At 38.7% G+C, this 24,010-nt stretch carries 24 protein-coding genes; all 24 read right to left on the reverse strand.

Features of this window, described 5'->3' with window-relative positions:
- Positions 1 to 21: 21 nt before the first annotated feature.
- The 24 genes from ADICYQ_RS05945 to ADICYQ_RS28290 all read right to left on the reverse strand — a co-directional run bounded on the left by ADICYQ_RS05945 (position 22) and on the right by ADICYQ_RS28290 (position 24,004).
- Positions 22 to 1,470, reverse strand: a complete 1,449-nt coding sequence (locus ADICYQ_RS05945; RefSeq protein WP_020889137.1) for a neutral/alkaline non-lysosomal ceramidase N-terminal domain-containing protein — start codon at positions 1,468 to 1,470, stop codon at positions 22 to 24.
- Positions 1,471 to 1,478: 8 nt separating this feature from the next.
- Positions 1,479 to 2,330, reverse strand: a complete 852-nt coding sequence (locus ADICYQ_RS05950) for a rhamnogalacturonan acetylesterase (RefSeq protein WP_161625580.1) — start codon at positions 2,328 to 2,330, stop codon at positions 1,479 to 1,481.
- 66 nt (positions 2,331 to 2,396) lie between these two features.
- A complete protein-coding gene (locus ADICYQ_RS05955) occupies positions 2,397 to 4,109 on the reverse strand; it encodes a RagB/SusD family nutrient uptake outer membrane protein (protein WP_051160131.1) in 1,713 nt (570 codons plus the stop codon).
- Positions 4,110 to 4,135: 26 nt separating this feature from the next.
- Positions 4,136 to 7,702, reverse strand: a complete 3,567-nt coding sequence (locus ADICYQ_RS05960; protein ID WP_081652303.1) for a TonB-dependent receptor — start codon at positions 7,700 to 7,702, stop codon at positions 4,136 to 4,138.
- A 220-nt stretch (positions 7,703 to 7,922) separates the two neighbouring features.
- A complete protein-coding gene (locus tag ADICYQ_RS25815; RefSeq protein ID WP_020889141.1) occupies positions 7,923 to 8,648 on the reverse strand; it encodes a FecR family protein in 726 nt (241 codons plus the stop codon).
- A gap of 16 nt (positions 8,649 to 8,664) precedes the next feature.
- On the reverse strand, positions 8,665 to 8,901 hold the full coding sequence (locus ADICYQ_RS05970) for a hypothetical protein (RefSeq protein ID WP_020889142.1): 237 nt from the start codon (positions 8,899 to 8,901) through the stop codon (positions 8,665 to 8,667).
- A 106-nt stretch (positions 8,902 to 9,007) separates the two neighbouring features.
- Positions 9,008 to 9,613 carry an RNA polymerase sigma factor gene (locus ADICYQ_RS05975; protein WP_081652306.1) on the reverse strand — a complete coding sequence of 202 codons (606 nt, stop codon included), beginning with the start codon at positions 9,611 to 9,613 and terminating at the stop codon, positions 9,008 to 9,010.
- A gap of 464 nt (positions 9,614 to 10,077) precedes the next feature.
- Positions 10,078 to 11,139: a prenyltransferase/squalene oxidase repeat-containing protein gene (locus tag ADICYQ_RS05980; RefSeq protein WP_020889144.1), complete on the reverse strand. Its 1,062-nt coding sequence runs from the start codon at positions 11,137 to 11,139 to the stop codon at positions 10,078 to 10,080.
- A gap of 300 nt (positions 11,140 to 11,439) precedes the next feature.
- A complete protein-coding gene (locus tag ADICYQ_RS05985; RefSeq protein ID WP_040414738.1) occupies positions 11,440 to 12,258 on the reverse strand; it encodes a ferritin-like domain-containing protein in 819 nt (272 codons plus the stop codon).
- 24 nt (positions 12,259 to 12,282) lie between these two features.
- On the reverse strand, positions 12,283 to 12,984 hold the full coding sequence (locus ADICYQ_RS05990) for a ferritin-like domain-containing protein (RefSeq protein ID WP_020889146.1): 702 nt from the start codon (positions 12,982 to 12,984) through the stop codon (positions 12,283 to 12,285).
- Between the two features lie 332 nt (positions 12,985 to 13,316).
- Positions 13,317 to 14,882, reverse strand: coding sequence for a hypothetical protein (locus tag ADICYQ_RS05995; protein ID WP_040414739.1), 1,566 nt, complete (start codon positions 14,880 to 14,882; stop codon positions 13,317 to 13,319).
- A 39-nt stretch (positions 14,883 to 14,921) separates the two neighbouring features.
- Positions 14,922 to 15,557 carry a GyrI-like domain-containing protein gene (locus ADICYQ_RS06000; RefSeq protein WP_020889148.1) on the reverse strand — a complete coding sequence of 212 codons (636 nt, stop codon included), beginning with the start codon at positions 15,555 to 15,557 and terminating at the stop codon, positions 14,922 to 14,924.
- A 286-nt stretch (positions 15,558 to 15,843) separates the two neighbouring features.
- Complete coding sequence (locus tag ADICYQ_RS06005; protein ID WP_020889149.1) at positions 15,844 to 16,476, reverse strand: NAD(P)H-dependent oxidoreductase; 633 nt, start codon at positions 16,474 to 16,476, stop codon at positions 15,844 to 15,846.
- Positions 16,477 to 16,486: 10 nt separating this feature from the next.
- Positions 16,487 to 16,951, reverse strand: a complete 465-nt coding sequence (locus tag ADICYQ_RS06010; protein ID WP_040414741.1) for a MarR family winged helix-turn-helix transcriptional regulator — start codon at positions 16,949 to 16,951, stop codon at positions 16,487 to 16,489.
- On the reverse strand, positions 16,951 to 17,376 hold the full coding sequence (locus ADICYQ_RS06015; RefSeq protein WP_020889151.1) for a DoxX family protein: 426 nt from the start codon (positions 17,374 to 17,376) through the stop codon (positions 16,951 to 16,953). Before ADICYQ_RS06015 ends, ADICYQ_RS06010 begins: the two co-directional genes overlap by 1 nt.
- 112 nt (positions 17,377 to 17,488) lie before the next feature.
- Positions 17,489 to 18,157 (reverse strand): SCO family protein, encoded by a 669-nt coding sequence (locus ADICYQ_RS06020; RefSeq protein ID WP_040414743.1) that lies wholly within the window; start codon positions 18,155 to 18,157, stop codon positions 17,489 to 17,491.
- The gene (locus tag ADICYQ_RS06025; RefSeq protein WP_020889153.1) at positions 18,150 to 18,752 is read right to left on the reverse strand and encodes a toxin-antitoxin system YwqK family antitoxin; all 603 of its coding nucleotides are present in this window, start codon (positions 18,750 to 18,752) and stop codon (positions 18,150 to 18,152) included. Before ADICYQ_RS06025 ends, ADICYQ_RS06020 begins: the two co-directional genes overlap by 8 nt.
- Positions 18,739 to 19,554 (reverse strand): YHYH protein, encoded by an 816-nt coding sequence (locus ADICYQ_RS06030; RefSeq protein ID WP_040414745.1) that lies wholly within the window; start codon positions 19,552 to 19,554, stop codon positions 18,739 to 18,741. Before ADICYQ_RS06030 ends, ADICYQ_RS06025 begins: the two co-directional genes overlap by 14 nt.
- Before the next feature lie 41 nt (positions 19,555 to 19,595).
- Positions 19,596 to 20,075 carry a hypothetical protein gene (locus tag ADICYQ_RS06035; protein WP_040414747.1) on the reverse strand — a complete coding sequence of 160 codons (480 nt, stop codon included), beginning with the start codon at positions 20,073 to 20,075 and terminating at the stop codon, positions 19,596 to 19,598.
- Positions 20,076 to 20,357: 282 nt separating this feature from the next.
- Positions 20,358 to 20,978, reverse strand: coding sequence for an RNA polymerase sigma factor (locus ADICYQ_RS06040; RefSeq protein WP_020889158.1), 621 nt, complete (start codon positions 20,976 to 20,978; stop codon positions 20,358 to 20,360).
- Between the two features lie 75 nt (positions 20,979 to 21,053).
- Positions 21,054 to 22,070 (reverse strand): 2-hydroxyacid dehydrogenase, encoded by a 1,017-nt coding sequence (locus tag ADICYQ_RS06045; protein WP_020889159.1) that lies wholly within the window; start codon positions 22,068 to 22,070, stop codon positions 21,054 to 21,056.
- An 80-nt stretch (positions 22,071 to 22,150) separates the two neighbouring features.
- Positions 22,151 to 22,684 carry a dihydrofolate reductase family protein gene (locus ADICYQ_RS06050; RefSeq protein WP_020889160.1) on the reverse strand — a complete coding sequence of 178 codons (534 nt, stop codon included), beginning with the start codon at positions 22,682 to 22,684 and terminating at the stop codon, positions 22,151 to 22,153.
- 154 nt (positions 22,685 to 22,838) lie between these two features.
- Positions 22,839 to 23,732: a DUF6528 family protein gene (locus ADICYQ_RS06055; RefSeq protein WP_040414749.1), complete on the reverse strand. Its 894-nt coding sequence runs from the start codon at positions 23,730 to 23,732 to the stop codon at positions 22,839 to 22,841.
- An 80-nt stretch (positions 23,733 to 23,812) separates the two neighbouring features.
- Positions 23,813 to 24,004: a ZIP family metal transporter gene (locus ADICYQ_RS28290; protein WP_235114414.1), complete on the reverse strand. Its 192-nt coding sequence runs from the start codon at positions 24,002 to 24,004 to the stop codon at positions 23,813 to 23,815.
- Positions 24,005 to 24,010 lie beyond the last annotated feature (6 nt).

Raw genomic sequence — 24,010 nt, forward strand, 5'->3', positions numbered from 1 at the left:
AGTCAAAACCAAAAACAAGGCTTATTTTAATTCTTGAAAATGCTTGATGAGTTGTTCAGTAATTTTATCTGAAGCATCTTTCTGCACCCTGTTCGTGGTCAACCATGATTCATAACCACCCAATTTATGCTGAGCGGGTGTTGGCAAATAGCCAAATGAACCATTTGCCAATTCAATGGTAAATGTATTTTTAAATGGGCTTTTTGCTTTGATGTCTAATCCAATCTGTGTAAATGCTTCAAAAGGCAAGGAAGCAATTCCTATATCATTGATTGCAAAAGATTGTAACACTATATTGACGGAATCGGGATACTCTGCTTCCATGTTAAAAACACGACGGGAATAGGTTTTTTCAAGACTGTGAAACAATGGGTCTGAACCGTCATGGTCTCGGACCATGGCAACATTTGTAAGTATTTCTGGAGTGGCTCTTCGGACAGTTAGGGTCATTTCAGAAAGTGCAGATCCTAGTTTTACCTCAGTTTCAAAATCTAGTCCCTGGTATTCTTTGTATACTTTACCGGCAATATCGTTGGCAACATAATGAATCTTCGCGTATGGAGGCAAAGCTTCTTTTGCTCTGGGTTTGGAGTAGTCGTTATTGTTCACATCACCGGAAGTTCCATTGGTCATGATACCCACAAAAGCAGGTACACTGGATCCTGTCTCCAACAATTCTCCCATGCGATTTCCGAAAGCTGCAAAGTAATCTGCTGAGACATGTCCTTTGGGAACGCCACCAACATAATGTAGTGAATAGTTAGCCAATAAACCTATAGGAGTGCCTTCTAAGGATTCTACAGCAATGAATGACACTTCAGGATCCACAGGACCAGCAGGGCGAAGCAAGGCATTGCTATGACCTGGGTTCATCTTTGCAATCTCTTTTTGTCCCAATGGACTCATTACTGAGTCTTTCATTATCCACCTTCTATTGAATAAATGCTCTGGAACATCCACACTACCAAAAGCTATTTTTGCAGGCACTTTATTTTGTAAGGCCATCTTTACGCCATCTACAATCCGTCTTACTACGAAGGTTTGGTATTCATCCAAGGCCACATCCAAGCCCAAATCTTTGCTCTTCAATCCTTGTCCTCCCAAGCTAATGCCTGAATGGGTATGGGTGGCAGCCATCATTATGTTTTTTGCTGGAATTTTCAAATCGTTGTAAACAATTTGTTTTGCAGCATCAAACACTTCATTTTTTATACTAACATTGTCTACAATGACAAAAATTAGATCTTGCTTTCCATCATCCAATACCAAGGTACGGACATTCAAAGGATCATGAATATAAGAAGCTGGAGGAGAGTTATAACCCCCTACTACAGGAGGTCCCAAAAATGGTGTGATGTCACTTATCGAAGCACCTGCTTGAAACACACTATTCTGAGCGATTATATCCTTAGAAAAAAGGACGGTGCTAATGGTCAGAATTAAGCCTATCAATCTTTGAATTCTTATCATTTTATTTATTATTTAATTATTGTATAGCATTCAGGTTTGTTCGCTAACTGGTACTTCTTCAAAGGAGAATCAGATTTTTCTATTCCTTCAATAAACATTTCAGAAACCGCACAGGCCCCTTGTTTACTCAAGTGTGTGTCGTCTTCCAATCCTTCTGGCAAATTCTCAAAAACACCCGGTTTGACGTGTAGAAACAATTTTTTAGCATCTTCTGCTCCTAGTTCACTAAGGTAATCCATTGTCATCTTATTCAAATCGATCATAGGGACTCCTGCTTCTTTAGCCGCCTCCCGGGTAGCCGTTACATAGTCACCATGGGTATCGATTGGCAGGCCTTCTTCATTAAAACTCCTTCGTGCTATCGGAGTAGCCATTATAGGAAGTGCACCAAGTGCTTCTGACTCTTTTACAAACCTGATTAAGTTCTCTTTATACTCACCAAAGGGTTCTGTAAAGCGGTTTGGATCATCCGATTTTTCATCATTATGACCAAATTGAATGATCAAAAAATCACCTTCTTTAATCTCATTTAAAACTTTATCCCAATGTCCCTGAGCAATGAAGTTTTTAGAACTCCTTCCACTTACAGCCATGTTTCTAACTTCCGCTTTATCGTTCAAGTAGGCTGAAAGAGCCATGGCCCAACCCCTCCTTGGAAAATCTGTTCCCCCATATTTTTCATCCATTTCCTCCAGATTGTACTCACTCATAGTAGAGTCACCAATACAAAAAACTTTAACCTCTTTTTGCACGCAACTGCCTAAGAAAAACAAGACCATGCAATACAATGAGATATAAAAAGGAATGGGTTTCAAACGAGTAATCCGGGCCAATAGGCCCGGATTCTCTTTATTTTTCATTTGTTTCATATGTCGATTTAACTGTATCAATACAATTGAGTTTATTTTCCCGTGAAGAGACCAATATTACCAACCTGGGTTTTGATCCAAGTTAGGATTTAATGTTAACTCTGTTTGAGGAACACTTTCAAGGTAATTTCTCCCAGGGTTGAAATTGTATCCATTTGGCAATTCAATTTGCAATGGATCAACAAGCCCATTTTCATCCAATACTGGATCTTCAGTTGGGAATTCTGCGCTATTGAAAGGATATCCTTTAGGACGCATATTTAAAAACAGCTCATGTGCTGCCCAGCGCTTCCAATCCTGCTCCCTTAAAACTTCAAATGCCAATTCAACCCTTCTTTCTCTCCTAATCTCGTAAAGGGCATCTGATATTGGATACCCATAATCCACTTTATTAGGATCGGCATCTTGAGACAAGACCTCAAATTGAGGCATGCCTACTCTTGCACGTAGTAAATTCAACTCATCATAAGCAACCGTTCCATTCAACTCTACCAAGGCCTCTGCGTAGTTTAACAATGCTTCTCCGTACCTGAAGACAATCCGGCCAGCATCATTTGCATTGGCATAACCTAACTCTTGATAAGGGTTGGTGTATTTTTTGATTTGAAATCCAGTAGGGTTATTTTCACGACTACCTGCAAACAATGGAGGGAATTCAAAAACAACATCAGAAGGATAATGTTGAACATCTCCAGGGATCCAAATGCTTTGTCTTAACCTCAAATCCACATCACTGGCCAGCATTTCAAGGAAATCATTCCCTTTTACACTTTGAGAGATGGCTATATAATCCATTGGTTTTCCGTCTTTTCCTAAATGAGAAGTTACATAAGACCAGGTTGCACCAAGTTCAGAAGGAGTAGTGGTGCCATAATAGTTTTGATTATGGCCAATAAATTCACCCACATTGTATGCACGATACAATAAAACCTCATCGATGGCTCCCATGTCTCCGGTTCCAAATAAATCATAATAGTCTTCGTCAGGGTTACCAGTAGAATAAATCCCTACACTATAATCTCCATTTATCAATTCATTTCCTGCGTCAACGGATGCCTGAAAATATTTATCTGGATCAGCTCCAGTTGTACCAAATTCATCACCGCTGTGGTACTTCTGCCAAGTCCCTTCAAACAAAGCTACTCGGGTTTTGAAAGCAAGAGCAACTTCTTTATTAATCGAATTGTTTCCCCAAGGTGCTTCGTTTTTAGCTTCAAGATTAATTACCGCCATATCTAGCAAATTCAAGATTGAATCCACTACTACTGTTCGAGAATCACGTGGTTTTATCAATTCAGCTTCATCATCAGGAGTCAAAGCATGGGTATACCATGGCACATCACCATAAGTTTGAACCAAATCAAAGTAAATCCAGGCCTTAAAAAACTGTGCTTCACCAAGGTATTGTTTCCACGAGCTATAGGCATCTTCACATTTACTGTAATTGTCTAAAAAGATATTTATACTTCTTACAGGTGCGAAACCACTCTGCCAAGTACCAGTAGACAAGGTTGTTTCTCCATTCAATATAGAATTTGCTGTTCTATAAGTTACATTATTTGCGGCATCTTCACGTCCCACAGTTGACATACTGTTTTCGTGATAAGGCAAACTCTCGTAAAACTTGGCGGTATAATTTTTAAGATCTACTGTAGATTTCCAGTATTCATCAATTCCAATTTGATCCAGAGGGGGCTTGTCTAGAAAATCTGTACAAGACCAACCTGAAAAAAATGTCAAAATAAAGATTATTTTTAATGTATTTTTCATTTTAAATAAGTTTTGTAAAGATGAGATTAAAAGGTAACGTTTAAGCCCATAGAATAAATTCTATCCGCTCTGTAGTCCTTTCCTGTACTGCTGGAATATCCTCCAGAAGGCAAGGTTGGATCCATCCCTATTGGCAAATGGCTTAACGTAATAAGATTAGACCCTGAGAGGTAAATTCTTACTTTACTCAATCCAAATCTACTGATCACAGTATCATTAATACTGTACCCTAACTGAACATCTTGCAATCTTAAATAAGCGAAATTACCTAAATAACGAGAGTTATACGTTTGGTTTTTAACGTTAGAAGCATTGTCCTCATAAGGACGAGGGTAAAATGCATCTGTATTTAAATTCGCATCACCTTCATATAAACCTACATACTTAGTACCTGGGGTGTCACGGTAGTAATCCAGGTGATCCCATTTAGGTTGAGACCAGTTGGCACGTCTAAATCCATAATAAGCATAATCATTATAATTCATGCCTTTATCACGTTTGGCAGTACCTTTCCACAACATGGAGAAGTCAAAGCCTTTGTAATTGGCACCAAAATTAACCCCAAATTGATAATGTGCGCTGGTGTTTCCTAAAAGCATTAAATCACCATGATCGTCGATCGTATTCTGACCATTGTTTATAACACCGTCACCATTGAGATCATCATATTTCACATCTCCTGGATTCCATAAGTTGTAAATAAAGGATTGGTCAGCATGGTTATCAATCTCTTGTTGAGACTGAAACAATCCATTGGAAGACCATCCCCAGATATCACCCACTTCCTGACCAACAAGCCAAGACCCTAAATAGCCAGTGGGATTGTTGTATTTCGTCACAACCGCTTTGGCATCATACAGGTTAAAGCCTACAAAATAACTCAAGTCAGAATTAACAACTTCTTTCCATTTTACAGACAATTCCCATCCTCTTGTTCTTAAGGCAGAATTGTTAGAACGTGGAACAGAAGCACCAAGAACACCTGGCAAAGTCTCTGATGGCCCAATCATATCAGTCGTATTCCTCTCAAACCAATCAAAATTAACCCCAAGTTTATTGGAAAGAAACTCCATGTCTAAACCAATATTGGTAGTGGCCGCTTTCTCCCAAGTCAATGAAGGACTTACTAATGAAGGGGTCAAAGTGTATCCAACCTGTCCAGTTTGATTGTATCCAGGAAGCCAGTTAAGTAGGTTTTTAGACAATTGAATCAATGCCAAATCCTGGTAAGCAGCAACATTTTGATTTCCTAGTTGTCCCCAAGAACCTCTAATTTTTAAAGTGTTTATAAAACCTGATGATTGCGTCCAGAAATCTTCATTACTTACAACCCAACCAGCAGAGAATGATGGGAAGAAACCCCATCTTTTACCTTCCAGGAATCGAGAAGTGCCATCGTATCTCACATTGGATTCTAAAAGGTATTTTTCCTTATAATTATACGTTAATCGTCCAAAATAACCTTCAGTAGCCCACTGACTTAATCCTTCATTGATCGATGGATCTCCTGTCGCTGTATTTAAAGAAATAATATCAGGTACAATTAAATTTCTGGCCTGACCACTCAATGATCGGTATGTCCCTGATTCATATTGCCCTCCGGCCATGACCATGAAATTATGCGCATCATTAAAACTCCACTCATAAGAAGAGTAAATATTTGAACTCCAATAATAATCACTGGAATGGTATTCATTCACTTGACTTGCTACCCATGAACTGGTTTGTTCTCCTGTCAACCAATTTTGCTCACCGAATTCTCTACCATCATGAAGACCGTAGAAATCAGTGGATTGATAAGCGAAATCAGCATTGATTTTTAATCCTTTTAAAGGCCTCAATTCCGTCCCAATGATTTGCCAGTTCTCTGTAGTCTCATCATTACTTGCTCCAGCTTCAAAAAAGCTTTTCACACCGCTCTGTCCCGAGTTCCCAAAACTGTCATATACTGATTGTTTTGGAGCTGTGTTATAAATAATGTGTAGAAGCGCATTATAGGAATCAGACGATTCAGGTCTAGCGCCAGTAGGAAAATGGCGATCGTTTTTCATCAACCTCGTTTCAAACCTCAAGTCCCACCAATCAGTCAAAGCAGTCTTAACTTTGGCTGTCAGATTATAACGCTTGTTATAATCATCAGCCCATGTAAAGGAACTCACTTGGTTTGTAAACCCTGCTGATAGATAATAGGAAGTTTTATCGGATCCGCCCTGTACTGAGAAATTATGAGATTGTCCCATGTTAGGACCAGTAGCTAAGTCCCAAAAATCATTGTTGGCATGACCATCACCATTTCCACCGGCCCATCCGCCACCAGCGGCAGGGAAAGCAGCCCAGTTGGTCACATCACCAGCAGGGAAACCATCAGGAAATTGCGAACTTATAAAATCATAGTCACCATCTTGGTAGGCAATAACCCTATCAATGGTTTCTTCGCTAAACTTCAAGGAAGAACCTTTGTTTAATGCTGCTTCATTGAGTACACGAGAATAAGTGTAAGAATCCAGGGTTCCTGGCAATTTAGCAGGGGTAACCAAACTCATGCTACCTGAATAGTTAACCCTTATTTTTGAATTTTTCTTACCAGATTTGGTTGTAATAAGCACCACACCATAGGGTGCTCTTGCACCATAAATTGCGGAAGCTGCAGCATCTTTCAATACGGATATTGATTCTATGTCTTCAGGATTAAGGGAGTTCATGTCTCCAGGAAACCCATCGATTAGGATATATGGTGCTCCTCCATTCAGAGATCCAATTCCACGAATATCTATCGAAGCTTTTGCGCCTGGCTGATATCCATTGGCATCAAAACCAAAATTCAATCCAGGTGTAGTTCCAACCAATAACTGGGAAACATTTGCAGCATGTCGGTCTTCTAGCATATCACTGGAGATTACATCCACCGATCCAGTCAAGTTAACCTTTTTCTGAGTACCATACCCAACAACCACAAATTCATCCAATGAGGACACCTCTTCACTTAAACTTACGTCAAGGACGCTTCTATCGCCAATTGCAATCTGTTGTGTTTCAAAGCCTATAAATGAAAACACCAAAGTAGCACCGTCTGGCACCAACAGTGAATATTTACCATCAATATCTGTAGCAGTCCCTATAGACGTTCCCTGCACAGAAACGGTTGCTCCCGGTATAGGCTCACCATTGGAATCTGAGACTACGCCTCGAATAGTGACCTCCACCTCGACCTTTTTTTCTTCGATGTTTCTTTTGGCCACTTTAACGCTAATCCTATTGTCCACTTGCTTAAAAGAAAGTGTGTGACTGGCAGCTAGTGACAATAACACATTTTCTAAGCTTTGGTGCTCTACCTGAAGGTTAACTGGAAGTGATCCATCTACCAACTCCTGATCATAGATAAAGAAGAACTCTGTTTCACTTTTAATCCTATTAAAGGACTCGGTCAAGGACGCATCTTTGAGATCTAAACTCAAGTACACTTCACTGATATTCAGAGAACTTTGCCCCTTCGTTGGAGATGCGTACATCAGGTTTAAACACAACAGCTGCAGAAAAAAGCCGTATAGGTAATATTTCCCCACCATACTAAGTACATGTAATGATTTTTTCATAAATTTGAAAGTTTTATTGTGATTGATGGCATTAAAACTACAGTTAGAAGGTAGCCTGAGAACTTCCCTTCTTTCTGGCACTGGCCGATGAATTACTATTCATCGGCTTTTTACTTTATTTTCATAGGCTATTCACTTGCTTTAAATTGAATTAACACTGTTTTATTTCTTATCGAGAAGTCAAAATTATAGGCATAGCCCAGACTCTCAAGAACATCCTTTAGATAGGTGTTTTTTTAAACTCACCGGAAATCTTAACACTTGAGGAAGGTGGTTTTTTGACCTGAATATCAACCGCATACCAACGTTCCAGCGATTGCACAACTTCCTCAAAAGGAACTTTTTCAAAGCCCAATACTCCTTCCTTCCAATAGAAAGCTTTATTTAGGTCAAACTTACTTTTGATCAATTGGCTATCATTTCCTATCACTACCTCTTCTCCCGGTACAAGATCCACTGCCTGGTTTTTTTCTGATATATTTGAAACCCTTACTTTACCTGTAGCCAATTGCACCTGTACCCAATTTTCCTTATAGGAATTAATGTTGAAAGAAGTGCCCAAAGCAGTGGTAATTAAATCACCACTGTGTACACGAAAGGGTAAAAGACTATCGGAAGCCACTTCAAAAAAAGCTTCCCCTGTCAAGTATATTTCTCGATGGCTCTGTCCAAATTCCCGTTTGAAACGCAACTCGCTTTCTGCGTTCAAGACTACATTGCTACCGTCTGAAAGCATTAAGGTAGACTTCTGTCCTTTAGGGTTGGTTTTAATAATCCATTCATCTGATTTAGTTTCTTGGGCAATTGGTTTATTGTAATCCACTGTCATAAAAGCATAAACCAAAACCAATGAAAATAAAGCAAGTATGGATCCTCCTAAGAATAGCCTTATCCTATTTTCAAGTCTTCCATTACCGGAGGTGTATACATAGCGATTTGAATCCAACTTTTTTCTTCCGCAGCTATAATCTTGTCTTTGATCGCCAGGAAAGTTTTTTCTTTCTACTCTCCTTCCATTTCAAAGCTGAAGCATCTAACTCAAGAAGAATGGTCTTTGCTTGTCCCAATAACTCAACCTGGGTAGGATTGGCATTTAACCAATCTTGCCAAAATATTGCTTGTTCGGCATCATTATTAAGCACCCATTGCTTAAAGGATTCATCTTCTAAAAAATCATCTATTTTTTCGTAGGACTTCATTTATCAAACATCTATAACTATAAGAGGAAGATTGTTGGTAAATCTCACCATCCAATTGATGTTTTTTTAATAAAAATTTTAAATTTTATTATTTGCAGATAAAAAATTAGGCGTCTGCACTGATAAAACCGAATAAAACTATGACTTTAGCTGTGAAATCAGATGAAGTAAGGAACTGCTTCATTGACTTAAGTCCTTTTAGAACCAAGTTGTATAGAGAAGGCACTTTTATTCCCATCAACTCTGAAATCTCATCATAGGATAGGTCTTGAATGTACTTGAGGTAAATGGCCTCTTTTTGTCTGGTAGATAAATTATCTAAAGCAGAAGAGATTTTTCTGCTTGATTCGTGCGTAATCTGGTTTTCAATCAATATCTCTTGAAAGGAATCCTGCCAGGCCATGCTTGAATGGTAATCTTCCAGCACTTCATGCTTTTGATTTACCTTAAGCCTTCTAAGCAGTTCTCTACGGAAAGATGAAAACAAATAAAACCTGATGGAAGAGTGGATATTCAAGCTGCATTTTATCTCCCAAAGGTGTACAAACACGTCCTGAATAACATCCTCAATAAGCCCACAATCTGTAGTGAATTTCTGTCCATATTTAAATATATCATCAGAATAGGACGTGAAAATATATGCGTATGCTTCTTGATCGGCGGATTGAATCAAACCCCACAATTCATAAGAACCCAGTTGTTCGTACTTCATAATAATTTGGATGTTAGGGTTTAAAACACTTAAAAATGTGGATAAAAAATTAAACTTCCAAATATCAAAATAAAATATCCCCATTTACTGGTTTTCTCAAATCCCCTCAGAAATAAAAAATAGGACATCTTTATAGGTTTTCAGAATGATTTTTCCGTTAAGAAAAGCCCATCAAACTCAGTTGTTTTAGACCTTCCAAATTCACCCCAAAAAGAGAAAAATCAATGACCTACAACAAGAGCAAAGACCAGATTTCCATCCGACAATGCAATAAGATTTACCAGTACTTCTAAAGAATATTTAACCTGAGAAAGATAGGTAGGGATAAGCTAGCTGCGTCTTAGCAGTTTCCCCTAAATAGGAGAAACCCTTTCCATTACGAGATTAAATCAAGCAAGAGAAAGGGCTTCAAAGGCCAATACAAACCCGATTGTGCCATCTGGGTTTAAGAATTCAGCTGTCAGTTATTCAATTAAACAATTGTAAGTTTTATCTGGATTCATCAAATGCCCCCATCCATAAATCTCTTCATTTTCAATTCCCTTAACCGGTTTTAAATAACCACTTTCTACAAGTGCAGCAACATGAAAATATACTGCATCAACATCAGAAGGTTCATCCCCAGGAAAATGGCTAAAACCTCCATCCTCATTTTGACACTTTAGTATCCAATTGTTCGCTTTTCGATAAGCCTGCTTTATTTCCTTTTTTCGATTCGTAATCCCACCTACTTGCTTTAGAACAAACAGGGCGTCATAGACTGCGTGAACATCCCAGTCTGGTTGATGGAGCGACCAGGAACCATCCTCTTTTTGGTCTTTTAGCACCCGACTCACCATTTCTTCAGCCAAAGGCGTTTCTTCCCCAATTAATCGATAATAATGGGCTGCGTGAAAAGTAGAAGCCACGTGATCGCCAATGTACCCGTCTGCTGTTTGGTTATCCATCAAATACCCTCTCATTTTCTCATCGATATGCGATGGCATTTTCGATTTCCATGCACTGTAAAATAGTGCAAAAAAGCTGGTGGTGTAAAGCGGCAGGTCTTGAAACCTGTTCCCTTCAAAGAAATAAGTTATTACTGGAGTTGGGTCATATTTTGGCTCAATTCCCAATATTTTTAAGGCTGCGACACTTTGTACGGTATTGTATAATTTGGCAAGGGGCAATTCCATGTCTCCTTCTCCGGTAGGAGCATAAAATGCGCCATCCTCTTTTTGACAAGAAAGGAAAAAATCTATGGTTGCTTGCTCATAGGGCAATTCCCAACCAAAGGTTTTATGAATGATCACTGCATAGGTAGGAGCTGCAATGCCAGAAAACTTTGTATCTGAATTTCCAGCGTAATCATTTGCTATTCCAGGCCTGAAAGTCCCATCCTTGTTAGCAACCTTTTGAAAAAATGAGCGAACTCCTTCAAGTACCTTTTTTTGATTGTCAATCATCAAAAAGTCAAAATCGCCCATAGCTACTCCTCCAGTTACTACAGGTAATAATTGCAATACTTTTCTTCGGCTAAAATTCATATTTTATGTTTTAAAAATTTTGACTTTGATTCATTATCAATCACGAAGGATTTATTTTTCTATCCCTTAATGGATTGAAGCCGAAATATGCAATCTTTCCCTCAAATTTGAATACTATTTCAGCATATTTTAATATAAAACAATAAAACACTTTTCTATGCCACTCCATAGCCATTCGTATTGGGATTGGCATATTTGATTTAACTCGGGTTCGAAAAATTAACATGGTAATAACAAAAAAAGATGCCATCTCCCAACAGAGATGACATCCAAACACTCAAACCCAACTAATAACCTAAACTACGCTAAGAAAAGTGATGCAATTCCCAATACCTGATCTTTGTTTAAAGGCTCATCCCAGCCTTCAGTTACAGCTGCGGAATCAATACCTGTCAATTGAGTAACATCTACACCTCCGTGCATTACATTTTCTTCACCATCATATATGGCCTGGGTAGCAGCAGGTAAAGTACCATTTGATCCTTCGGTAATCCAGCCTTTAATACTATCATGTCCTTTCTTGGTACGAAGTCTTCTCACCATAGAGGCATGTCTGGCTTCTACAGAATGTATAGAAAGTGCAGCAGTAAGAACCACATCATTTTCCATAACATTGCCAGCTTGACCTTTATAAGCCCTCACACCTGTATCCTCAAATGCTTGAGACAAGGCCAGAAAAGTAGGATAATCAGTAAATGGAGAGAAATTTCCACCTGCAGTAAAGTCAAACGCAGGTTCCATCACTGGATCTCCACCCAATACATTCCCTACTACTTCAGTCAAAAAGTTAACGTGAGCCAACTCATGGTCTCTGATTTTCTCAAAAATCGCCATGTCTGCTCCCTCGATCACACCTGCATCTAAGCCCATTTGATAGTACCTATATTCCAAGTGTTCCAAAGTCAATGCATAATTCAATACGCCAATCAGGCTTTCAGTATCTGCTTTGGCTACTTTTGGCAAGGCGGACAAAATTCCTAGTGGAACCGCAGCCATAGCCATTTTTTTGCTCATGTCACCAAATTTGTGAAAAGCCTCTCTTCTAGAAAAAAACAATTCTTTTTGATCCGAATTCTGAGTATCCGGACACATTTTATCTAATAATTTCAATAAGTTCATGTCTATTTTAGTTTAGGTTAAATATTAGCTTGGCAATTGGCTGAAGTCAATTGGAGTGGTCACATAAGTACTCGCTGCAGAAAGAACTTCTGAGAAGCTGAGTGTGCGTTCCAGACCATTGGCATCAATCAAATCGTCTCCAGCAAAATCTGTGGAACCTGGATTCAATAAATCCCTGATTGCTGCTGCATGTCTTGCTTCCACTGAAACAATTTTACCGGCAATTAATAAATAGCCTGCGTCCTGAATAAACTTTCCTGCGCCATTATAGGCAGCCACACCTAAATCTTCAAAAGTTTTAGCTGCACCCAAAACTGACATTCTGTCGTCAAAATCAATTGCGCTGAAGTCCACTTCTAAATCTGCAATTGCCGAAGCTCCTAAAGCTGCTTTAAAAAATTCTTTATGAGCTCTTTCATGTTTTTCAAGGTCTGCCATGATTTGCTTTTCTTCCGCATTCGCATTGGCGAAATATCCTCCTTGTATTACTGTTGCGTAAAAAGCTGCTTCTAATTGCTCAAGGGCATAGGCATAATTTAATATACCAATATCACCTGAACCTAACATCACACCATCTTCCATCATAGGAGGCATGTAATCCTCATCATCATTACATCCGACCATAAACAATCCAGCCGCGGCAATGGATAAAGAACCTTTTTGAAGGAACTTCCTACGATTGGCGTCTTTCACCAGTCCCTGCGGTTTAATCAAATCATTTTTCATTTTCTTAAAGTTTAGGTAAATAATTCGGTTTCGTTTTCATCATAAATTGTCAATCGAATCGATGATTGATTTGTATGACTTATTTGATAAGAGTTACGAACCAAATGATCCCTTTGGATTTAGGGGGCGGTAAAATTTTTTATAAAAAATGGCTGAGATGAAGCAATTATTAAAAAAAACCCTGCTAAATCACGTTTAACAGGGTTTTTATTAGGCATTAAAATATTTAAAATAATATATTAAAATCCACAAGTGAGGCACAAAACAGGTATTTATCACATATAGGACTCTCAATTCATACGCTTTACCTAACGGTATTTGATTATAAAGAGCTATTCATAACCATGGTAAAGGTACAATGCGCCATAAGTCCAGTTTGGACCTGCCATGCCTGGATAATTAATCCTATCCATCATCAAGGCCACATAGCGAAAAGGGTAACCTTCCGGCAATTGGACCACATTGGGCCAAACTCTTGTTCCTGAAACTTCATCCCAAGGCGGTAAGTCCATTTTCAATGTACCAACCCCTTTCAAATCAGGATAAGTATAAATGAAAATTTCTCTCTCCGAACTTCCAGAAAAACAATACAAGCGATCACCTATTTTCTGAATCGATGTTCCCGTAGAATTATGGGCAACTGGTCCGGCAATCTTTACATAACCTTTGTTCCAATGATCTGACTCCATAACAATTGCTTTGTAGCCACCTTCATTGACACAGGTCAAAATCCTCCATTTGCTTTCCTCACTGTCATAAAGAATATGTGGATCCTCCACATCTCCCACTACTCCAAAAGGAACTGCCTCCATCACCGAAAAACCAAACCTTGGATCTCTATCACTTCTTACTGCCAATAACTGCTTCTTTTCTTTTTCAATATTGGCATAGGCACTGAAACCTGTGGTGATTCCTTTCCAATCTTTATCCTTTCGGTCAAAAAAGATGTGCGAGGCAACTTCATTTCTCAAAAGTCCATCCTTGCGATCAAAAAGAATAACTCCTTCTAGTTTAATGTCGAACACAGATGGATTCATACTGAAAACACCCTGTACATGATGTGGCAACGCCCTACCTCTTATAGACATGGTGTACCACAAACGCCCCTGATCCAAAAAAGGGGAACCATCCTCATAAGTGATCGCACGAATGTCGGCCAAGCCCACTCCTGCGGTAAGTCCCATCAATACCCTATCTATTTTAATTTCCCCTGAGTCAAGTCCTACATAAAGGTGGGATTGAAAAGCATGCAAATATTCTTTTTTACGCAAATCTATTAAAGCATTGAAATCAGATTGTCCTATGACCTCAGGCAGTCCCTGATCTTTCAAATACAGGACTAACCCACTCCCAAGCATTTGCAGGTATAGCGTTCCATTTAAGGAGGTGTTTTCAGAAAGGTTAACAGCGATTGACTCTTCAGTGCTCATGCCATCCTTGTCGGTAAAGTGTAGCCTTGCATCCTCGATTTTTTGTTCATTGAACTTCACCTTAATGGTTAACTGCTCCTTGGTATTGGTTCCGGAAAATGAAAACCCAATTGCTCCTTTACCAAAACATGAGGCCAAATCAATCGAATAGGTCGCTACTGGATTGAAGCCTCCAAACCAAATGTTTGTTTCTGTTTTTGCTTGGGATTGAACGGTTAATTGATCGGACTTTATAGATACTTTTGAACTATCCGGGAAATTGTGGGTAATAGGGTGCATGACAGATAACCCAGTGATTTTTTCTGGCCAAATACCCGCGAGAGGTATGGTCTGGTCCTCATCAAAAACCAACCTTTTGGAAGCTTGCCGGGTAAATTTTATTTCATCAGGGCTGGTTTGTGCCTGGAGAGGGATTCCATAGAGACTCATCCAAAGCATAAAGAAACATACGAATTCAAACAATCTCATGGGCTATTATATAAATTGGGTTATTGTTTTTGAAACAGTTTAAGCATCACTTTTGACCTTAAATCTCAGCACCGTTTTTAACTTTTCGACTGGTACTTTCCTAAAATCGGTGAGGTATATTTCTCTATGGGTTTTTGAAAGCCTTTCCAAACCCGCTTCTTTTGCATAAGCTTCCATTGTAGCGAAGGATTCGGCCTCATTGTCATAACTTCCTACATGCAACATCTGTAAGCAAGGACCTTCCTCAATGGTTTCAAACCTGGCATTTTCTAATAAAGGCTGTGGCTTTTTCTTTTTTGTCACCGCCAACATCTCTTCATAAAAGGAATCTTCCACAAAATTAGGTTGACGAATCATAATGGTAAATACCAAATCATCTTTATTGATGGTTCCATCAAATTTGGCCTTTGCAGCGGCATTAATGTCCCAATCCCCTTCAAGTGGGTAAACGGTATAATCTTGATAACCTTTGGGTGGGTCACCGACCTTTTTGAGGGTCATTTTAATGGCATAAGACAATGAATAGAGAACCGAAATACAATCTGAGAACTCGCTGCTATTGGGATTTCCTTCTCCCGAAATGCTGATAAACTTAAATGCGGGTATACTTACCTTTTCCGGCTTGGCTTTGGGTAAATAAAGCTCTTTTTCGGATTTCCTCCATTCATATTTCATGGTGCATTTGGGTTGATGTTGGAAACAACAGTTTGATTCAGCCAGCCATTTTTGCTTGTGCCTTAATTTCGTTCAATTTACCCATTCCCCTTTAAAAAGTAAAAATATTCCTCTCCGAAAAAAGAGCTAACACAATTCTAAATTTAAATACCAACCTACCTTGGTCAAAACAAAACTATCAGAGCACTTAACAAAAAAAGGAAGCCATACAAAGCATTCTGCTTTGTATGGCTTCTTTTCAAAATAACAATTAAAATACAAACGTAGTCTTCGAGTGACTACTCCATTAATCCAATACAGTCACTAAATCCTCTTTGCTTTTTCTAACTTTTTTGAGGTTAACTAACCAATCTTTTTCACTGTCTCTGTATCCTAGCGGAAGCACAACACAACTTCTAAGTCCTTTTTCCCTCAATCCTAAAATCTTGTCAAGTGCATCCGCATCAAAACCTTCCATGGGTGTGCTGTCTACCCCTTCAAATGCGGCAGCAGTAATGGCCTGTGAAAAGGCGATATAGGCTTGCTTGGCCGCATGGTTAAAATTCTCCTCAGCCGATCTGTTTGGATAGGTAGCGAGCAGTTGTTTTCTATAGTTTTCCCAGCCTTCATTGGTAAAGCCTCTTTCCTTATTGGTAAGGTCAAACATTTTATTGATTCGCTCCTCGGTATAGGTATCCCAAGCTGCAAAAACCAACAAATGAGAACAGTCGGTAACTACTGATTGATTCCAGGCAATCGGCCTAATTTGTTCTTTAATTTCCTGATTGGTGATTACGATCACCTCAAACGGTTGCAAACCACTTGAGGTGGGTGCTAGTGAAATTGCTTCTATTATATTGTCCACCTTCTCTTGCGCTATTTTTTTACCATTCATGGCTTTAGCAGCATATCTCCAATTCAATTTGTCAATTAATTCCATTTTACTAAATCTATTTACTTTCGTTTTGATTATTATTTTTTGAAAGGATTTTCATCCAGGTATTTAACATTGACCTCAGTCCAGCGATTTCATCTATTTCTATGCCTTCAGCGGATAAATTTTCAAGCATTTTTTCAGGGATAGGCAAAGCTTGAATCTTCAATTTTGCTCCTTCCTCTGTTAAGGATACAATTACACTTCTTTCATCTGCGGTTGAACGAAGACGTTTAATTAGCCCCATTCCTTCGATCCGTTTAAGTAGTGGAGAAAGCGTATTGGTGTCCAATAACAATTTCTCTTTGATCTGATTTACACTTATTCCATCGGACTCCCACAGTACCATCAACACCAGGTATTGTGGGTAGGTCAGGTTCAACTTGCTTAAAAAAGGCTTGTAAGCCTTTGTTATTAGCCGTGAGACGGAATAGAAAGGAAAACAGATTTGATTCTTTAATTCTAGTTGTGAAGCATCCATCAATTCTTAGTTTTTTTTGAGCGATAATCTGCCCATGATCCTGCTGACCAAAGGGCCCATACAATAAGCACTGGTTGGAAGAAAAGACGGATCAAACGTGCCCTATCAGAATCCAAGGCTCCGAAAGCATCTTTACCATCCAGGTACTGCGCTATATTCCCTGGAAATACCAAAAGAAAAAAAACGGCCAATGCCCATCCAAAATTCACCCGCTGTCTTTTCCAAAATGCCAAACCAAGTCCGAGTGCAATCTCTACATAGCCTGAAAGCACTACAACCAAATCCTTGCTGAAAGGCAGCCAATCCGGAACTTGCGCTTGGAAATCAATTCTGTTGAATGTCAAGTGACTAATTCCGGCATAAACCATAAATGCTGCCAGTATAAACCTGAAAATATTTTGTATCAATGAGGTCTGATTTTTCATGTCTTTATTTTTAATCTTGCACGTTTATATCGTAAACGACATAATAACACAAAAGGTTTCCTATGTCCGGTTTATTTATGAAATTTCAATTGTTTTGGCGAAAAACTACTTCTTAACGAACAAGCAATTCAGCTTGAAGCGTTTCTACGTCAGCTATCATTTGATTGATCGCCGTTTTGTTAAGCCCATTGTAAATGCCCCTAATATGACGCTCACCATCAATTAGTAATATGTTTTCGGTATGTAAGAAATCATCTGGCCCTTTTTCTAAGCCCATATCCTCTTCAACAAAAAATTGGTTTCTCCCTAATTCATATATTACATCCCTCTCTCCCGTGATCAAATACCAGTTGTCACTCATTATGCCATTTTTTTCAGCATATTCTTTGAGTTCAGGGACACCATCCATTTCAGGGGTCACAGAATAGGACAGTAGCTGCAATTTCTCATTTTCCTTTAATTGCTCTTGGACCAGGTCCATATTGGCCATCATTTTAGGACATATGCCCGGGCAGGTAGTAAAGAAAAAATTTACTATACTGATTTTATTGTCAAATACTTCCTCGGTGAGGGAATCACCCAATTGATTGACAAGACTGAATTTTGGTATTTGATGGAAATCTTCAGGGATTTCTTCCTTAGTAGAAAACCACTGAGGAGTAAAAGTAGCCTCTTCATAATAAGGCAAGGCCTCAATAGCTACCTGCTCGCTAGTTTTATCCTTAGCAGCTTCGCAGCCTGTAACCATTAAAACGATTGATATAATTATTAATTTATTCATCCAAGACAACATTTTCTCCTACCAACTCATAACACAAACTCGCTCTTTTTAAACCATAGATACGGCCATCCTTTGCTTCATAATTTACAAATAGTTTCCCATTTTCTCTCCATGCCTGCTGCAAGCCTTCCTCCTTACCCTCAACTATATGAAGTACTTTAAAAAGCTGACCACTGCTGTACCATTGTTTTTGAACCCCATGGACCAGACCGTTTTGAAAATTAGCTTCAGATCTTAGATTTCCATTGGACCACCAGGATTTAACCATTCCATTCAATTTATTCCTTTCATAGTTGGCTTCAAAACTCAATAGACCATTTTCGAACCATCGTTGGAGCAAACCATCCCTTTTACCATTCAAATAGGTGATTTCTTCTGATACTACTCCTTTTGAATAGGATGCAATCCCTTTCCCTGTAAATGGTTTTTCCTTATAATAAACAAGCCCCTGATTGGAATTCAGTACAAGTTCTTCATCCGAAACAATTTTCTCCAAGGCAACTGGTTTTAAAGCAGCACCATCAGGTATCCCTGCCGGAGCAATAAACCCAAGAACAAGCAATGAGAACCATAATATCTGTTTAATTAATAGCATTTGGACGGCCTTGGTAATTCCCTGGAAAAAGAATGTAATATTTATTTAAATACAGTTCATTTTGGATATGATAGTGGTATTCCTCCTTCTGATTGTACTTGGTGATAGCGGTATGCCCACCTGAACCATCAAGGTCATTGGGATAAGCTCCTGTACTTGCACATTTCCTGCCATACAAAAAGAATCCATCTGAAATAATCCCGATGAGATTATCGTCATCATCAGAAAAGGCCAGTGGCTCCAGGTGATAGTGGTAACTTTGAGGGCCGGTATGGGCACCATTGTAATCCAAAGAAGGAGCTGCATCATCCAAAGGCACACTTGGTCCCTCCTCATCATTGTAAATCATGGATCCGCTAACAGCTATACCAATTGGTCCTAAACCTGTGGATGATGTAGAAGATGCTTTCTCAGGAATAGCAGGAACAATAAGTGTATAAGCCCCATTGAAATCATCAATATTTCCTGGAGCCATTTGCCCAAAACTGGTATAGGTAGGATTTACAAACAGTGGGTGATTTGCGGACGAAGCTTCTGTCACCAATAAATTCCCCCTTGGGTCTGTTGCTTCCCTTTTTGTGGTATTAGACCAATAGGGCGATGTATGATTGGGAAGTCCATTAGATTCTATAATAATCACATCCCCTTCCAACATTATAGTGGTGTTTTTTTCATCAAAAGCTGCAAAAGCAGTAGGTAATTCTGTTAATCTTTCTGAAGTAGCGCTTCCACCGTTACTACAAGAATAAAGCATAACTGCAATTAAAATGACTACAACGCTATTGATCCTAAACTTTACCATGCCTTTCCCTTTCCTTTCCTTCTACAAATATTTAGTAATGATCAATCTCTGCGAGGAGGGGGCATTTTTTTACCATCACTAAACAAAACCTGTTGAATTTCTTCAACTATATCTCCGAATTTTTTTTGTTGATCTGGATCGCCCAGGTTTTTCAATTCCTCAAAATGATTGAATGTTGTCTGAACTTTTCTGGCTTCTGTAGCCGCTATCTCATCAAGCTTGTTTTTTTTATCACCTTCATCAACGACAGGTAGCTTCAAGAAGTCAAAGTATTCCTTTACCAACCTTCTCTGCTTTTGCTCTAGCTTAGCCATTTCCATTTGATGGCTCATCGCTGAAGCATAGTACTTTTCTTTCTGAACCTCTGAAAGACCCAAATCCATACTGATTTTATCTTTCAAATCAGGATCTCCTCCCCCTTGTTGAAAAGGAAATCTTGGTCTCTGCCACAAAATAAAAGTCAAGAAGACATTAAGAATTAACAGACTTATAAATCCGATTTTATATACGTTGTTTCCCATCAGTCATAAATATTAAAGTCAGAGATCATGCCACTGTAGGGAGTAGACACTTCCTCTGTATTATCTTGATATTTGAAGTAATCACTAACCACAAAAACATTGGCGCAGAGCAGCATCACAATAACAGCAGCAACCGCCATCCATTGGCTAGGTTCCTTTGTTACACCTTTACTTTTCTGATCCTTTATTTTTCTTTAATCTTCAACAAGCCATCTTTAGGAGGCTGGACTTCCTCCATACCTTCCAGGCTATTCATTATTTTATTTTTCCAGGCTTCCATAATTACTTTGACGTGTTTTTTTGAAATTTCCCTCGTTCAGGATAAAACTTTTCTAATTTATCTCGCATTGATGCTTTTGCCCTTTGTAAAAGTGACTCAACCGATTTCCTGCTAAGTTTCATTATATCCGCCACCTCTTGCTGTGGCAATCCATCCATCTGCGTTAAAATAAAAACTGTTTTTTGATTTTCCGTAAGCTCATCCAGTACTTTGAACAAAAGCGTTGCATCTTCAGCATTCTCTAATTTCACTCCGGGATGGACAAAATCTATGGGTTCAATAACCGTTTCCCCTGTTTCCTTGCTGAAAATCGAAGAAAATATTCCCTTACGCTTTAAGCTATTTTTCTTTCGTAAGAAGTCCAGGCACTTATTTACAGCAATCCTATAAATCCAGGTACTTACCGAGGCATCGTTTTTAAATTTATCGGCCGAATCAAATAAGGTTACAAAAACGTCTTGAAGGAGCTCTTCCGCATCTTCCTCGTTTTTTGTATAACTAAGCACAGTTGAATACACCTTTGCTGCATATTTACTATAAAAATAGTCCAGTGGCTTTTCATTGCCACCTGCCATTTCCATTAGCATAAGGTTTTCATCATTCAACTGTCTTTCCTTTGTCATATCGTATTAATCCTGGCTAAAATAACGGCAAGCTATAAAAGTCTTTATCATTGGGTTAGATAAATTTAAAGATTTTCATTTTACAAATAGGGTATTGAGTGATTTTTGATGTTGCAATCTTGGGTCTTTAGATTTAATTAGAACAGGTCTTTGACCTATAATTTCTTCACATCGTTCAAGCGTTTCATTTTCCAATCTAAACATTGCTTCTTCTGTATAAAAGGTGAGATGGGGAAAAAGAATCACATTATCCATTTTATAAAGCATTTTCAGCGGATGATTTTTTTGATTTAAAGGTTCATTGCTGAAAACATCCAAACCAGCTCCAGCAATTTGCCCTTTTTCCAAGCACTCCAATAAAGCCAACTCATCGATCAACGCCCCTCTGGCTGAATTTATTAGAATTGCTGATTTTCTCAACAACTTAAGTTCCTCTTTACCAATAATATGATGTGTCTCTTTGTTCAAAACAGCATGCAAAGAAATGAAATCGCTTTGTTCTAGCAAAGTATCCAATGCATCAATTTTAACAATCCCATTATTCAATAGCACTTCCTGAGACTTATAAGGGTCGTAACCAATCACTTTGGCTCGAAAACCCATACCAGCCATTCTTGCCATACTTGTACCTATTCGGCCACAGCCAATTATGCCCAGTGTTTTCCCTGCTATATCTTGAGACATCCAATGTTGGGTAGGCCAGGCCCAAGAGGAATTTTTCATCGTGTTTTGGATAGCTGGCATTTTCTTGGCCAATGCCAGAAGCATTGCAAACGCACCTTCTGCCACCGTTTCTTCAGCATATTCCGGAATATTAACCACTACTATTCCCTTTTTGTTAGCAGCTTGTATGTCTATTGCATCTATTCCTACTCCATATTTGATTATGGCTTTAAGCTGTTTGGTGGCATTTATTACCTTGGCTCCAATTGTGGTGTAACACATCAATAAAACATCACATTTTTCAAGCGCTACGCAAAGGGTTTCTTCAGACACCGTTTCTGGAAGTAAAACCAACTCATGCCCCTGATCTCTTAACACCTGATCTACCATGGGAAGCTCTAGTTCCATGTCCGTTCTGACTATTTTCATATGTAAAGTATCTTCAGTAAAAAGAATTTACTTCTTTTAAATTGACTAAGCTAAAATCGCTAGAAATTTAAACTCTTTTATTAAATGCTTAGATCGTAAGTTAAAATTTGTAATCCTTCCTGAAAGGATTCAGTTGAAACAAGTTTTAGCTTAGCTGCCGTTTTTGATTCTCCAAAAAGTGACTTTCCCTGGCCTAGCACTATGGGATTGACTTTTAATTTGACCTGGTTTATCAAACCATTGTCTAGTAGCCAGCCTGCAAATTGACCTCCTCCGCATAAGTATACATCCGTATCTGAGTTGCTTATTACGTCTTTTACATTTTTAATTTCCACTTTTGACAGGTGAACATTTGACGCCAAGCCAGGGATTTGAAGATTATTGGAAAAGATGTAATGTTCCATATGCGGGTAAGGAGCTTGACCAGGTTTTAAGCCATACTTGTATCCAAACTCATAGGTTTTCCTGCCCATAATCACCGTGTTGAACTTCATCAAATCTTCCTGGTATTTAGTTACCCCTTCCCCCTCACTAAGAAACAGGCCAATGTCATCATTTGGGCCAGAAATGAAGCCATCTATAGAAATAGCTACATAATAGATCAGTTTTTTCATGATAAAAGATTTAAGTAAACAGATAAGCCAGCTATCGAATTTAAAGCTTAAATTGATTTAGCATAAAACCTTAAACCCGAAATATGCAATTGCCCTTTTATTACGGGATGGAATCAGAATTCATGAAGACTTTTCTTTGAAATCAATTCACCACTTATAACACTCTGACTTTATACAATTTCATGTCATTCACTTCCAAGGTATCCTTTGGATTGACAAAATAAATATGGTGTGTCCACCAACTTATTTCACCTTTAGTATACACAAGCGCTTCTGTTTCGGCATTAAAATTCACTGATTTCACATGCTCCATCCCCTCAAGAGGTGCAAATGGAGTAAAAATGGAAGTTGATATATCAAATTGCCACACACTATTGGTAGTTGTTAAAAGTAATCGTCGATCACTTGTAAGGAATAGGTCATGACCACTTTCATCAGGAATTTCCCATTCATTCACTTTCTCTAATTTGGGCTGAGCACTCTCCCAATCAGCTAGCTTGTACTCCCTTAATTGATCAAATCCGAGGGCAAACAAACTGTTCTTCTCCTCGTCCCAAACCGCACCATGCCCTGAATAGAGGCTATCCGAATAAAGTATTTCATCTGACTGGTTGACATCATAAAGTCGAATTGCATTTCCATTTTCAGCAGTGGAAAGTGCTACAACTATCCTTCCTCCCGGAAGAAAATCTGCAGAATGGGCATTGGGAACATGTGCATAAAAAACAGTTTTCTTGTCCTTACGGTTTACCAAGGCAACTCCTCCGCTGGAAGAGGTGATTAAAAATTGGTCCTCTCCAACAGGCTTACAATCATCAGTAGTATTAAAATACGCGTGGTATTCCTTGGGCAAACCCTCAGAAATAGAAGCTTTCCATTCCCACACTTTGACAAGACTATCCTTGTTGGATTTCACCTTATCGAAAACAACAACATTTTCATCCCCACAGCCGATTATCTCAAAAGTTTCTGTATTCAACACCGCCGTTTGTTTGTCAGAACAGGAATAGATACAAACAATTAAAAATAGTAAAGAAAGAAATTTCATGTTAAAATTGATTTTTAAGTTCAAGCTTAAGCTCCCCTAAAGATAATATAAAGTCGTTTAAAGGATTGATTTGGCTGCCCTTAAATTATTTTTTCACCGATGATCCCAACCAAAAACCCAAGTATGGCACCCAAAGAAGAGAGGTAATTGTTTTTCAGCTTACTTTTTGGAATAATGTCCTGAATAAGTAAATATAAAATCCCTCCACTAGCGAAAACCATTAAGTAAGCCGTTAAATCTGGATAATCACTCAAATAAAAATGACCGATCATGGCGCC

This window comes from Cyclobacterium qasimii M12-11B (genome assembly GCF_000427295.1).
GTDB classification, from domain to species: Bacteria; Bacteroidota; Bacteroidia; order Cytophagales; family Cyclobacteriaceae; genus Cyclobacterium; species Cyclobacterium qasimii.